The sequence below is a fragment of the Parageobacillus thermantarcticus genome (genome assembly GCF_900111865.1).
In the GTDB taxonomy this organism is placed as follows: Bacteria; Bacillota; Bacilli; order Bacillales; family Anoxybacillaceae; genus Parageobacillus; species Parageobacillus thermantarcticus.
The window spans coordinates 1-14,095 of record NZ_FOJS01000007.1 but is presented as its reverse complement, the minus strand read 5'-3'; the positions used below and the strand labels follow the sequence as shown (position 1 = coordinate 14,095).

The following is a 14,095-nucleotide window of genomic DNA, read 5'->3' as shown; positions in this document are numbered from 1 at the left end:
AAAAGGAGAGTGTGAACATGTCTGCAATTGTAGATGTATATGCACGTGAAGTATTAGACTCGCGCGGCAATCCGACGGTGGAAGTCGAAGTATATACGGAAGATGGCGGCTTTGGCCGCGCATTAGTGCCAAGCGGTGCCTCAACAGGAGAATATGAAGCGGTGGAATTGCGCGACGGCGATAAAAGCCGCTACTTTGGCAAAGGCGTATTAAAAGCGGTGGAAAACGTGAACGAAGTCATTGCACCAGCAATTATCGGCTTTGAAGTGACAGACCAAGTCGGCATTGACAAAACGCTCATTGAACTAGACGGCACGGAAAACAAAAGCAAATTAGGCGCCAACGCGATTTTAGGGGTATCATTGGCAGTCGCGCGCGCGGCGGCAGACGAATTGGATCTGCCATTATACCAATACCTCGGCGGATTTAACGCAAAAACATTGCCTGTGCCAATGATGAATATTTTAAACGGCGGCGCGCATGCCGATAACAATGTCGACATTCAAGAATTCATGATCATGCCTGTCGGCGCGAAAAGCTTCCGCGAAGCGCTTCGCATGGGTTCGGAAATTTTCCACAGCTTAAAAGCGGTATTAAAAGCGAAAGGCTACAATACGGCGGTTGGTGACGAAGGCGGTTTCGCGCCAAACTTAAAATCGAACGAAGAAGCGCTACAAACGATCATTGAAGCGATTGAAAAAGCCGGCTACAAGCCAGGCGAAGAAGTCATGCTGGCGATGGACGTTGCTTCTTCCGAACTTTACAACAAAGAAGACGGAAAATACCATTTAGAAGGCGAAGGCGTTGTAAGAACGTCGGAAGAAATGGTCGCATGGTATGAAGAACTCGTTTCGAAATATCCGATCATTTCCATCGAAGACGGGTTGGATGAAAATGACTGGGAAGGCCATAAACTATTAACTGAACGTCTCGGCAAAAAAGTACAGCTTGTCGGTGACGACTTGTTTGTAACGAACACGAAAAAATTAGCGGAAGGAATCGAAAAAGGCGTCGGCAACTCGATTTTGATTAAAGTAAACCAAATCGGTACATTAACGGAAACGTTCGATGCGATCGAAATGGCGAAACGCGCCGGATATACGGCGGTTGTTTCCCACCGTTCCGGCGAAACGGAAGACAGCACGATCGCTGACATCGCGGTGGCGACAAACGCCGGCCAAATTAAAACAGGGGCGCCGTCCCGCACCGACCGCGTCGCGAAATACAACCAATTGCTCCGCATCGAAGACCAGCTTGGCGACACAGCGATTTACAACGGCATTAAATCGTTCTACAACTTGAAAAAATAATGAAGGATTTAAGCAAAAGAGGCTGTCCCAAAAGGTTGGTAAAACATCTTTTGAGGGCAGCCTCCTGTTTTTGTTTTTACATCATTTGGATATTTTTGTTTTTTCAAAGGATCTGCTTCTCCCGTATGTTTTCATTGGGTCGATTGCGCCTAACCGATCGATCGGTTAGGTGCTTTTTATTTTATTCAAAAAATGACATTTCCATAATATCTCCATCATATGTATGAACAATAATCTAGTTTAAAAAAGGGGGATTTCATGGCTGGCACATTGATCGAAACGCGCTATGGAAAACTGCAAGGGGGCAAAAGTGGAGACGTTTACTACTGGAAAGGAGTTCCGTATGCCAAAGCGCCAGTGGGAGAACTTCGTTTCCAGCCGCCGCAGCCGCCTGAGCCTTGGACGGGAGTGCGCGACGCTACAAAGTTTGCAGCTGTTGCGATGCAGCCGGACGACTTCCTGTTTGGAGGGGTATTGGGGCGCATCAAGGAACCTCGCAGTGAAGACTGTTTGTTTCTCAACATTTGGTCACCGGGGGCAGACGGCAAGAAACGCCCTGTAATGGTTTGGATTCACGGAGGAGCGTTTTTGTTCGGTTCCGGTTCGAGCCCTTGGTATGACGGAACAGCTTTTGCCGCTAACGGCGATGTCGTTGTTGTGACGATCAATTATCGGATGAATGTATTTGGCTTTTTCCATTTAGCGGATTTATTTGGGGAAGACTATGCTGTTTCCGGAAATTGCGGCCTCCTTGACCAAATCGCGGCATTGCGATGGGTGCAGGAAAATATTGAGGCGTTTGGTGGCGATCCAAAACAAGTCACGATTTTCGGTGAGTCGGCGGGAGCGGCAAGCGTCGGCGCACTGCTAGCTATGCCTGAAGCAAAAGGGTTGTTTCAACGGGCGATTTTACAGAGCGGTTCGGGGGCGCTTTTGTTGAATTCTGCCGCAAGAGCAAGTGAAATAGCGGAGAAGATACTTCATCAAGCCGGCATCCGTCCGGGAGATCGCGACCAATTGCTGGCGATTTCGGGAGAACAGCTGCTTCAAGCCGCGCTGTCACTTGGTCCGCAAGTGTCTTACGGGCCGGTGATAGATGGGAAAGCATTGCCAAACCATCCGATTGAAGCATTAAAGGAAGGAACCGCGCGCGATATTCCGATCATCATCGGCGTGACGAAGGACGAGTACAACTTATTCACGATGACCGATCCTTCATGGACTGCGCTTGGCGAACAAGAACTTCTCAAGCGCATTCACAAAGAAGTCGGACCGGTTCCGCAGCAAGCGATAGATTATTATCTTCATATGGGAGATGAATCGGAGCCGACTTGGCAAAAATTGATCCGCATCATGACTTACCGCCTATTTACACAGGGCATGCTGCGCACTGCTGATTATCAAACGAAACATGGGGCAAACGTTTGGATGTACCGCTTTGACTATGAAACGCCCGTGCTTGGCGGAAAATTAAAGGCGTGCCATGCGCTCGAGATACCTTTTGTATTTGCCAACCTTCATCAGCCGGGGGTTGCCAATTTGATTGGAGACGGTCGGAATTTGCAGCAAATTTCCGAACCAATGCATAACGCATGGATTTCATTTGCACGGAATGGAAACCCTAACTGCGATCAACTATCGGAAGAATGGCCGGTTTATGACTTTCACCAAAGAGCGGCGATCATTTTTAACATGTCAAGCCGCGTAGAAATCGATCCGTTCAGAAAAGAAAGGGAAATTTGGAAAAAGGAAAGGTAACATGCGTTTCAAGAAAAAGCCGTCCTGAGCATCGAGAAAAGGATGGCTATATTTTTTGTTTTATAGAAAAAATTTGGTATAATGAATAATGCCTTGCTCCTTGCGCTATTGTGCAAGCTCCTCGTTTATGATAAAATTTAAAATATTGTAGTGCGTGTTTTAAAGGAGGAGTAGGCATGCATGCGTTGCTTGTCACATTGTTAGTTATTGTTTCGATCGCGCTTATTGTGATCGTTTTGTTGCAATCGGGAAGAAGCGCTGGCCTTTCCGGCGCCATTACAGGCGGTGCGGAGCAGCTGTTTGGGAAACAGAAAGCGCGCGGATTGGATGCGGTGTTGCAGCGCATTACAGTTGTGCTGGCAGTGTTGTTTTTTGTATTATCAATAGCGGTGACGTATATGCAACTTTAAGATTAAAAACAATGGGGCGGTCCAACCATTTATTAGGGCTGCCTTTTCTGTTTGGAAAAGAGAAAGGGGTTATTGCATCATGAAGATTGTTCCACCAAAACCATTTACGTTTGAAGCAGGAGAACGCGCAGTTTTATTGCTGCATGGTTTTACCGGAAACTCGTCGGATGTCAGAATGTTGGGGCGCTTTCTTGAAGCAAAAGGGTATACATGCCATGCGCCGATTTATAAAGGACACGGGGTGCCACCGGAAGAGCTTGTACATACCGGACCGGATGACTGGTGGCAAGATGTGATGAACGCTTATGAATTTTTAAAAAATAAAGGATATGAAAAAATTGCGGTCGCTGGACTATCGCTCGGCGGCGTATTTTCCCTTAAATTAGGTTACACTGTACCTGTAGTAGGAATTATTTCAATGTGCGCGCCGATGTACATGAAAAGCGAGGAAGCACTGTATCAAGGTGTGTTAAAGTATGCGCGCGAATATAAAAAGCGCGAAGGAAAAACGCCGGAGCAAATCGAAAAAGAAATGGAAGAGTTTAAAAAGACGCCAATGCGCACGCTAAAAGCGTTACAGGAACTTGTTGCCGACGTCCGCGATCATATCGATTTGATTTATGCGCCGACATTTGTCGTGCAAGCGCGTCACGATGAAATGATTAATCCCGATAGCGCCAATATTATTTATAACGGTATTGAATCGCCAGTGAAAAAAATCAAATGGTATGAAGAGTCAGGACACGTCATTACGCTGGATAAAGAAAAAGAACAGCTGCACGAGGATATTTACGAGTTTTTAGAGTCATTGGATTGGTAACCGTGAAAGGTGGGAAAAGGATGGATCAGTCGTTAGTCGAGCGAATTTTAACGTTTATGCGAGATGAGGCGTACAAGCCTCTTACCGTTCAAGAGCTGGAAGAAGCGTTTGGCATCACGGACGCGGCGGCGTTTAAGGAGTTTGTAAAAGCGCTTGTCGCGATGGAGGAACAAGGGCTTGTTGTACGGACGAGAAGCAACCGCTACGGTGTGCCGGAAAAAATGAACTTAGTGCGCGGAAAAGTGTCCGGGCACGCGAAAGGATTCGCTTTCGTCGTGCCGGACGATCCGGCGCTCGATGACATTTTTATTCCGCCTTCCGAGATGAAAAACGCGATGCATGGCGATACTGTATTAGTGCGTGTGCATGCCGATTCCTCAGGTGCGCGCAGAGAGGGAACGATCGTGCGCATTTTAGAACGCGGCGTCACCGAAGTGGTCGGAACGTATACGGAAAGCAAATATTTCGGATTTGTCATTCCCGACGATAAAAAAATCGTCAACGATATTTTCATCCCGAAGCATGCGGCAAACGGAGCCGTGGAAGGGCATAAAGTCGTCGTGCGGCTAACATCGTACCCGCAAGGACGAATGAGCGCCGAAGGGGAAGTTGTTAAAATTCTCGGCCATAAAAACGATCCAGGCGTCGATATTTTATCCATTATTCATAAGCACGGTCTTCCGCTCCAATTTCCAGATGAAGTCATTGAGCACGCCAACCGCATTTCCGATACGATTACAGAGAAAGACTTGCAAGGCCGCCGCGATTTGCGCGACCAAATGATCGTCACGATCGACGGCGAAGACGCAAAAGACTTAGATGACGCCGTGACTGTCACGAAATTGGCAAACGGGCATTATAAACTTGGCGTCCACATTGCCGATGTCAGCTATTATGTCGAAGAAGGCTCGCCGATTGACCGGGAAGCGTACGAACGTGGGACAAGCGTCTATTTAGTCGACCGCGTCATTCCGATGATTCCTCATCGTTTGTCGAACGGCATTTGTTCGTTAAACCCGAAAGTCGACCGCTTGACGATTTCATGCGAAATGGAAATCGACGAGCGCGGCGAAGTCGTGAGCCACGAAATTTTCCAAAGCGTCATTCGCACAACGGAGCGGATGACGTATTCGGATGTGAACAAAATTCTCGTTGACAAAGATGAAGAACTGAGAAAAAAATACGCCCCGCTTGTGCCGATGTTTGAATTGATGGCCGAACTTGCGGAAATTTTGCGCAATAAACGGATGAAGCGCGGCGCGATTGATTTTGATTTTAAAGAAGCGAAAGTGCTCGTTGATGAAAACGGAAAGCCGTATGATATTGTGTTGCGCGAACGTTCGGTGGCGGAGCGGCTTATCGAAGAATTTATGCTTGTGGCGAATGAGACGGTCGCTGAACATTTCCACTGGCTGAACGTCCCGTTTATTTATCGCGTGCACGAAGATCCAAAACCGGAAAAATTGCAGCGTTTTCTCGAGTTTATTACCAACTTTGGTTATGTCGTAAAAGGAACGGGAAATCACATTCACCCGCGCGCGCTTCAAGAAATTTTAGAAGCGGTGCGCGGCGAGCCGGAGGAAATGCTTATATCGACGGTGATGCTTCGTTCGATGAAGCAGGCGCGTTACGATGCCGAAAGCCTTGGGCACTACGGATTATCAACCGATTTTTATACGCATTTTACCTCCCCGATCCGCCGTTATCCGGATTTAATTGTGCACCGCCTTATTCGCACGTATTTGATTAACGGGCAAATGGATGAACAGACGCAACAAAAATGGGCGGAAAAGCTCCCGGATATTGCGGAACACGCGTCGAACATGGAGCGCCGCGCGGTCGAAGCAGAACGGGAAACGGACGATTTGAAGAAAACGGAGTTTATGGAAGATAAAATCGGCATGGAGTTTGACGGAATTATTAGCTCTGTTACGAACTTCGGCCTCTTTGTCGAACTGCCGAACACGGTCGAGGGGCTCGTCCATGTCAGTTACTTGACGGATGACTATTACCGTTACGATGAACGGAGTTACGCCATGATTGGCGAACGGACTGGAAAAGTGTACCGCATCGGCGACCAAATCACGGTTCGCGTCATCAACGTAAACAAAGACGAGCGGATCGTCGACTTTGAAATTGTCGGCATGAAAGGCCGCCGTCCTAAAGAGGCAAAAAGTGCACCTGTCGTTATTGAAGGGAAAAAGCGGAAAAAAACAAATAGACAAAATGGAAAAGCGAAAAAATCAAAGAAATTTTACGAAGACGTTCCACAGCTAAAAGCAAAAAAGAAGAAAAAGAAAAAGAAAAAACGATAAGGAAAAGTCTCGATAGCAAGAGACTTTTCCTTCTTCACGTTTTTTGTTAAAATCATAGTTGCACGATATGAGGAGGAAGGACGTTGTATGCCAAAAGGTGAAGGGAAACTGATTGCCCAAAACAAAAAAGCGCATCACGATTATTTTATCGAAGAAACGTATGAAGTGGGGATTGTCCTGCAAGGAACGGAAATTAAATCGATTCGCGCTGGAAAAGTTAATTTAAAGGATTCATTTGCGAAGGTCGAAAAAGGGGAAGTATTTCTTCATAATATGCATATTAGTCCGTATGAACAAGGGAACCGTTATAACCATGACCCATTGCGGACAAGAAAGCTTCTTCTTCATCGCCGTGAAATTAATAAGCTGATTGGTTACACAAAAGAACAAGGCTATACGCTCGTTCCGTTAAAGCTATATATTAAAAACGGTTTTGCCAAAGTGTTGTTAGGCGTTGGCAAAGGAAAGAAAAAATATGACAAACGCGAAGACATGAAACGAAGAGAAGCACAACGGGAAATCGAACGTGCTTTTCGCGAACGGCAAAAATTATAATTCCAAGACTTTACAATTGAAAATTAAGTGCATTATGTTATAATGAATAACACAAACGGCAAAAAATATGATTCCAAAACTTTATCATTGAAAATTAAATGCATTATGTTATAATCAATAATGCAAAAGCCAGTTATCCAAAGCTTAAGCTTATCGTTATCGCTTCTCCATCACGGGGACGATACGGATTCGACAGGGATAGGTCGCGCTTAAGCTGCGAGCCGAGGGGATCGTCCTCGTAAAAAACGTCACTTAAAGATAACTGGCAAAGAAAACTACGCTTTAGCTGCCTAATTAAACGCAGCTAGCTCCTCCCGCCATCGCCCACGTGGCGGTGCAGGGGCTCATAACGAGTGGGCTACGCCCGAGTCCGCCGCCTGAGGACGAGGGAAGAGAACAATCAGGCTAGCTGCTCGGAGGCCTGTCGGTAGGCGGAAGATGCAGCGAAACCGAAATATACCGACTACGCTCGTAGATGCTTAAGTGGCGATATCTCTGGACGTGGGTTCGACTCCCACCGTCTCCATTACATAATCATACGCTCAAAAATAAATTAACGGACTTGCCATTATCGGCAAGTCCGTTTTTTCATTGGTTCTATGTCAATTGTTCGGGTGCACTTGATATAAAGTGCGCTTTTTTTATATGAAAGAACAAGATGATACAATTATGTCTTCATTTTGTAACATAATTACTAACTCTATGAAACATAATTGTTATATTTTATTGATATTATACTGTTACGAATCCTAGTACGAATCCAAGCAAGTATTCTATTGTTACGAATTTAAGCAAGGAGGGAGTAGTATCTTGAAAAAGCTACTATTATATATTACTTCATCAATCTTTCTAGCGTTCGGATTTTCAGGAGCTGCATCGGCAGCCGGCACATATCAGGTAAAAAGTGGTGATACTCTTTGGGGCATAGCTAAAAAGTATAAAGTGACTGTCAGCCAGCTAAAGAGCTGGAATAACCTTAAAAGCGATTTGATCAGACCAAAACAGGTTTTAAAGATTTCAGGAATGGCAACCAAAGCGCCTGCTAAAACTACGGTAAAAAAGGCAGCAGCCAAAACAGCAGCGTACAAAACAATCACCGTTAAAGCATATGCTTATACAGTAAACTGCAAAGGTTGCAGCGGAATAACAGCTACAGGCTTAAATTTAAAGAAAAACCCTTCGATTAAAGCAATTGCCGTTGATCCAAAGGTAATTCCGCTAGGTTCAAAGGTTTATGTGGAAGGTTACGGCTATGCGATTGCAGCGGATAAAGGAGTCGGAATCAAAGGAAACAAAATTGACGTGCTCATGCCTACAAAAGCAAAAGCTATCCAATGGGGCGTCAGAACAGTAAAAGTTAGAGTATATAGATAATCAAGGAGCCGGAGTGATACCGGCTTTTTTTCATAATTTTTTATGTGCCATTCGTTTTACGTTTTGCAATATGTTCTATAATTAATTTCATTAACAAAGGAATCGTTTAAATAAGATAACGATTCCCTCTTTTCACTTTCTATTAAGCATATTTACATAAATCCCTGTTACAATAGTCCCTAACACGATGATTATTGCAAATATAATTCCTGTGAATGAACCAATATACTCAAGAGCAAATGGAAGAATGAAACTAAGTATTCCAGTGCATATAGAAAATATGCCCATTGTTCTTGCTAATTTTTCTTTATTCCCTACAAAAGTTTCCTCATTGTAACCTGCTATGAGAAATAGTTTCTTCTTTGCCCAAATTAAATATCCCATTAGAATCATAAATAAACTAACAATACTGCAAATAATAATTGCAAGATACATTGTGTCACCTCCAAAAATAGGAACTTATATTTTTATGTAAATACGTTCTTAATGCCTGATAAGTTTCGTTGATAGGCGATAAACAGCTTTCCACACTCTTTTACAAAAAACTCGACAAATATTTACAAAATGTTTAAAATTCATCGGTATGAGCTATGGTATAATGTTGAACATCATACGGAGTTTGTTGTTTTTTATTGAAAGGAGTCCAAAGGATGGCGGATCAGCTCGCTTCCATTATACTGCTTGCTGATAGTTTGAATAGCGAAAATCTCACGGAAAAAATTGCTAAACATTTAAACAAGTATCCTATAGGACTGATATACTTAGATATAAAACGTTTTGGGGAGATGGAGAAAAAACATGGGCAAATCGCTTGTCGAAAGCTGCTCCAAGTGTGGAAACAATTGATCATAGAAGCAGAAATGGCTGGTTCATTCGGACTGTTGACTCACCGAATGTTTGGAGACGATGTATTGTTGTTTGTCCGTACGGAGCAGGGAGATGCGAATTGGGTGAAAACGGTTTTGCTTCGCCTAGCACATGAGATCCGTACCATCTTTGGAAAGCAATTGAACGAATCGATGGTATTGTCTGGTGATTCAATTGAACTTTATACTGGGACGGCGGTGCTGGATCCTAGTACAGGACGAACAGCCGAAAACTTGCTGTATGATGCGATCAAAGAAGCGATTCACGAAGCGAGAAGCAAAACGGACGCTGAATTCAGGCGCTTGCAGATGGAATTTCGAGATATACTTGCTTGGCATAAGATTACGGCTCATTATCAACCGATTGTCTCTCTTTCTACTGGGAGCATCTATGGATATGAAGCGTTAGCGCGCGGCCCGCAGGAAAGTTATTTTGCGACGCCGAATCGCCTTTGGGAATTTGCGGAAAAAGAAAACCAGCTGTATGCATTGGAAAAAGCGGCGCGGCAACGGGCAATTGAGGGATTTTTATCAAGTGATTCTAACTGGAAATTATTCATCAATCTCAATGCCAATGTGATTCACGACCCGCAATTTACTCCGGGACAGACCTTGGCGTTCCTCGAAAAGATGAATTTGACACCACAAAACGTTGTGTTTGAAATTACAGAACGCCAGTCCATCGATGATTACGCATCTTTCACGAAAGCGTTAGGCCACTATCGAAAACAGGGATACCGAATTGCGATTGACGATGCGGGAGCGGGCTATTCTTCTTTACAAGCAATTGCCGAATTGCGCCCCGATTACATTAAGATTGACCGTTCGATTATTCATCATATCGACCGCGACAAGATTAAAGAAATTTTGTTGGAGACGTTGGTAGTGTTTGCGCAGAAAATTAATTGCCAAATTATTGCGGAAGGAATCGAGACTTTCGAGGAGCTGGAAATAGTGAAACGGCTTGGCGTTCATTTCGGTCAAGGATATTTGTTAGGCAGACCACACCCGAAACTACAGCCAGTTTCGGATGCGGTGATGGAATGGATTGAAAGACATTCTTCAATAGTCTGAAAACATGGGTTTCACCCATGTTTTTTATTTATTTTGCATTGAAATAAAAAAAGGCGTCATCCCTTGAGATGTTCTGCAAGTAAAGATATCACATTTATATTTTTATAGTTCAATTTTCCTAAATTTAGATATAATAACATTTTTTATTGAATAAGTGACCATCATATGATACGTATAGAGAGAATGGAGATAATTTGGAAAGGAGAGCGTCCTTTGCTTAAGAGATGGAGAAACTTGCTGCTATTGGCGTTGATATTGATCGGGGGGTGTGAGATGGATTCGAAGGCTCAACCGGAGAAGTTGCCGGACACGGTGGCGTTTCAAGACAAGTTTACTCGGGAATTTATGGTCTCTCCAAAAGAAGTGAAGGAAGGATATTACTTATTCAAGTCGAAAACCGGCGGATTTACGATGCTGTATCCGAAAAATGCAATAATGGACAAAATGTATTATGAAAAACATAAAGATTATTTCGAAGATATTAATTTCGGAGAAAGTAACAAGAAAGAGAATATTGCTTATTTTGTAAGGATAACATATGAAAATAAAGCAATAACTAATAACATTGATACGAATTTAAAATTATTATCTAATTCTGTTAACTACAATGGGCATTATACAGAATTTCAATATGAAGATAAGATATTCTACTATGCTAAAAATGAAAAACTTCTAAGTAATGGAAAAAGTAAAGCTTATACATTTTTTAGTTATATAAAGTCTAATAAAAGTAATCAAGGAATAGAGTTTATTTACGGAGTGTCATGTTTGAATTTTAAACAAAAATGTAATATTGACCTAACAAAGGAAGAAAAAAATGCTAAGAAGTTAATGAAATCCATTGAATTCCTGCATTAAGTGAACCTGGGGGGCGAAGGAGTTGTGTCAAATGAAGAAGTACTAAATACGGATATATTGCGTGCGCGGATTATGAATGTAGAATATCAAAATCTTACCATTGGAGAAATCAAAAGAGAAATCAAAAGAATTTATATCGAAGAGACGGGAAAAGAGCCGCCCGCTCACATTGCTATTTATCGCTCTGATGATTTTAAAGATTTCAGGCATATTGATTCTGGTTTTGATGGAACAGCGATTCATTTTTATGATGAGGAGAAGGGAATCAATCAAGCGTATATCATTACAAGAGGAAGCGAAGCATCAGAGAAAGATACATGGAAACCCCTTGATTGGTTTTATAATACTTTTGGTATTTTCGTGGGGCAAGACAAAAGCCAATATAGAGATGCCATGCATTTCGACGAAATAGTAACTAAAAAAATAGATGAAGACTTGGAAAAGAATAAATGTGATAAAAAAGTAAAGTTAAAGAAAATAGGACTAGGACATTCTTTGGGTGGAAACTTAATTGCTACTATCCAGTTAACAACAAAGGAGTATGAGCAAGTATATGTAATTAATGATGCTCCGCCTAGTTATTATCAATTAGCAAAAATAGATGTTGATTTTTGGTATGATTTAGCCGAAAGATTTAACTTAAATCCTTTGAACTACAACTCTATATACACCCTTCCCCCTTCCGAGCTCAAAGCCTTTGCGGAAGAATACTATAAAAAGCAAATCGACGAGCGTTCGATTCATCATCTAACCGCCGAAGAGGATCTATTGTATGCGGTGAGCGGGGTGCGGGGATTCATTGATATCGGAAGCCGTCAGGTCATTGATACGAACAAGGATTTTACTAGTATCAAAGATTTGATTGCGAAAATATCCGATAAAGATGTAAAAGCAATTCAAATGTATTTATCGCAATATTCAGATGTTTACAATGAAAAAGGATTTGATGGGGTCGTTCAGGCGATGATGGGGGTTGATATCGCCTTTATCGAGTCGCTTCAGGGCTATGATACTATGGACTATTTGTGGCATGCAGGAGACATTGTCTCGAAAGCGAATCATATGCTCGACGATATGAAAGTGAAAATTCCGGAACTTATGAAGAACGTGGCGATTTTGTATAAAAATTTGGATCCGATATTCAGTGTTTTTGTGGAGTTGGGCTATGTTACTCCAGAAGAAAAGAAAATGGTTTTGAGCGAAGTCAAGGGAATTGAAAAGGATATCGCATCGATTCAACAACTGCTTCGCAAAACATGGAATTGGAGAATGGCCATTCCATTCCTTACCCCATTGGTAACTGATGACATTCTTCAATGGAAAGCTAGTATTGAGGTGTTATTCCAGATTCGGGATAAGGTATTGGACATCTTAAAACGCCTTCAAATCATCCAAGAAAATACGGCGAATCTTCAAAAAGCCATCACCATGAGCGTGGATGCCCATACCTTGAACGAAGTCATCACGGCTCTCGCCCGTTCGAAAGGCAGAACGTATGATGAGTATGGAAATTTAATCTTCATCAAGAAAGTGGGAGAACAAGAAATCCGGATGAATCTTTCCTCCGCCGTAAGAATATATCAAAAGGGACTGCAAATTATGGAAGAAAAAGAAGCGGTATTGCGTAAGATGAAGCAGTATTATTTCGATGAATATGTAGAAGATTTTGAAATGCAAAAACGAGAACTGATGAAGAAAATCGAGGACATGGAACAAAACCCCTGGGCCTATCAGCATTTATTGGGGCATTTTACCGATGATGCAAAACAAGTGTATGCGTTACGCCGCATTGATGTTCATGAGTCTATTCCCCCGTTGGATCCGAGGATTCCATATATCTTTGAAGCGATGTTTTTGTATTATGAACATGAAATTTCTAGAGGAAAAGAACTCATTGAAACTATTAAAAAATCGTTTGAGGAGTTTTTTGAGCAGGACCAAAATGTGTCCAAAATATTTGATTTGCGGTATTGATAAGGGGAGATATTCTGTATGGGACAACTGAATATGCTCTATCATTTTGGTCCAGAGCAGGATTTTACGTATAAAGCGAACAGGTTTATTCAACAATTAAATAGAATGAGTGAATTGGATGCGGAATTGGTTCATTTGATTCATCATGAAATGAAATATGGCAGAGGGCAAATCATCGACAAAACCAATGAAGCGATAAAACAGTATCAAAAAAATAACCTATCGATTAATTATACGTTTAGGGATGATATGAGATACGTCGCTTCGCTATACACAGACATGATTAATAAGATGAGAGGACAAAATATCACTTTGTATTATGATGTCATTATTCGAGAACAGAAAAGGTAATATGCATATACGTGGGAAAATGAATGGCGCAGTTTCGAGGGGGAAAAGGAAGAAGGCGTGCATGAGATGGCACCTTTAAGAACAGAAAGCATTCCTGTTAGGAGCTTTTCCGGGGACTTGATCAAAAAAAGCCCTCTTGGTATGATGCAGGGGTGTCAAACAACACCTACCATCATGCCAAGGAGGACTTCAGATGAATTGTACACAAAATCATAAAATCAATCAAGTCACCGAACAAACGCTTGTCGTGGGAATCGATATCGCGAAACGAACCCACTACGCCTGCTTCGTGGATGACCGGGGGCGTGTGCTTCGAAAATCCTTCCCGTTCCTCCAGTCGAAGAAGGGATTTCGGCAGCTGAATGAAGCGATTCAGGAGGCGATGCAAGCGTTCGGGAAGTCACAGGTGATCGTCGCCGTGGAACCGACC

13 protein-coding genes and 1 other RNA gene are annotated in these 14,095 nt (G+C 42.8%); 13 read left to right on the top strand and 1 reads right to left on the bottom strand.

The features are described from left to right. The first annotated feature begins 17 nt into the window (after nucleotides 1–17). The 8 genes from eno (at nucleotide 18) to BM278_RS05840 (ending at nucleotide 8,542) form a co-directional block, all read left to right on the top strand. Complete coding sequence (gene eno / locus BM278_RS05875; protein WP_090948439.1) at nucleotides 18–1,310, top strand: phosphopyruvate hydratase; 1,293 nt, start codon at nucleotides 18–20, stop codon at nucleotides 1,308–1,310. Between the two features lie 258 nt (nucleotides 1,311–1,568). Beyond that, nucleotides 1,569–3,068 (top strand): carboxylesterase/lipase family protein, encoded by a 1,500-nt coding sequence (locus tag BM278_RS05870; RefSeq protein WP_090948438.1) that lies wholly within the window; start codon nucleotides 1,569–1,571, stop codon nucleotides 3,066–3,068. Nucleotides 3,069–3,244: 176 nt separating this feature from the next. Next, nucleotides 3,245–3,478: a preprotein translocase subunit SecG gene (gene secG / locus BM278_RS05865; protein WP_064552117.1), complete on the top strand. Its 234-nt coding sequence runs from the start codon at nucleotides 3,245–3,247 to the stop codon at nucleotides 3,476–3,478. A 79-nt stretch (nucleotides 3,479–3,557) separates the two neighbouring features. After that, nucleotides 3,558–4,298 (top strand): alpha/beta hydrolase, encoded by a 741-nt coding sequence (locus tag BM278_RS05860; protein ID WP_143093422.1) that lies wholly within the window; start codon nucleotides 3,558–3,560, stop codon nucleotides 4,296–4,298. 20 nt (nucleotides 4,299–4,318) lie between these two features. Then, a complete protein-coding gene (gene rnr / locus BM278_RS05855; protein ID WP_090948436.1) occupies nucleotides 4,319–6,613 on the top strand; it encodes a ribonuclease R in 2,295 nt (764 codons plus the stop codon). An 87-nt stretch (nucleotides 6,614–6,700) separates the two neighbouring features. After that, nucleotides 6,701–7,168, top strand: a complete 468-nt coding sequence (gene smpB / locus BM278_RS05850) for an SsrA-binding protein SmpB (protein WP_090948435.1) — start codon at nucleotides 6,701–6,703, stop codon at nucleotides 7,166–7,168. A 174-nt stretch (nucleotides 7,169–7,342) separates the two neighbouring features. Next, nucleotides 7,343–7,697, top strand: a transfer-messenger RNA (tmRNA) gene (gene ssrA / locus BM278_RS05845). Between the two features lie 281 nt (nucleotides 7,698–7,978). Then, entirely contained in the window at nucleotides 7,979–8,542 is a 564-nt protein-coding gene (locus BM278_RS05840; protein WP_090948434.1) for a 3D domain-containing protein, read from the top strand. Between the two features lie 132 nt (nucleotides 8,543–8,674). On the opposite strand, the gene BM278_RS05835 is transcribed toward BM278_RS05840, so the two are convergent. Continuing rightward, nucleotides 8,675–8,977 carry a DUF3784 domain-containing protein gene (locus tag BM278_RS05835; protein WP_190305558.1) on the bottom strand — a complete coding sequence of 101 codons (303 nt, stop codon included), beginning with the start codon at nucleotides 8,975–8,977 and terminating at the stop codon, nucleotides 8,675–8,677. A gap of 215 nt (nucleotides 8,978–9,192) precedes the next feature. Between BM278_RS05835 and BM278_RS05830 the strand changes: the two genes are divergently transcribed. The 5 genes from BM278_RS05830 to BM278_RS05810 all read left to right on the top strand — a co-directional run. Further along, nucleotides 9,193–10,482, top strand: coding sequence for an EAL domain-containing protein (locus BM278_RS05830; RefSeq protein WP_090948433.1), 1,290 nt, complete (start codon nucleotides 9,193–9,195; stop codon nucleotides 10,480–10,482). 273 nt (nucleotides 10,483–10,755) lie between these two features. Continuing rightward, nucleotides 10,756–11,340 (top strand): hypothetical protein, encoded by a 585-nt coding sequence (locus BM278_RS05825; RefSeq protein WP_208601757.1) that lies wholly within the window; start codon nucleotides 10,756–10,758, stop codon nucleotides 11,338–11,340. A gap of 24 nt (nucleotides 11,341–11,364) precedes the next feature. Further along, nucleotides 11,365–13,314 (top strand): DUF6792 domain-containing protein, encoded by a 1,950-nt coding sequence (locus tag BM278_RS05820; protein WP_090948432.1) that lies wholly within the window; start codon nucleotides 11,365–11,367, stop codon nucleotides 13,312–13,314. An 18-nt stretch (nucleotides 13,315–13,332) separates the two neighbouring features. Then, complete coding sequence (locus BM278_RS05815; RefSeq protein ID WP_090948431.1) at nucleotides 13,333–13,665, top strand: hypothetical protein; 333 nt, start codon at nucleotides 13,333–13,335, stop codon at nucleotides 13,663–13,665. A 193-nt stretch (nucleotides 13,666–13,858) separates the two neighbouring features. Beyond that, on the top strand, nucleotides 13,859–14,095 hold a 237-nt coding region (locus BM278_RS05810; RefSeq protein ID WP_143093421.1), incomplete at its 3' end, for an IS110 family transposase.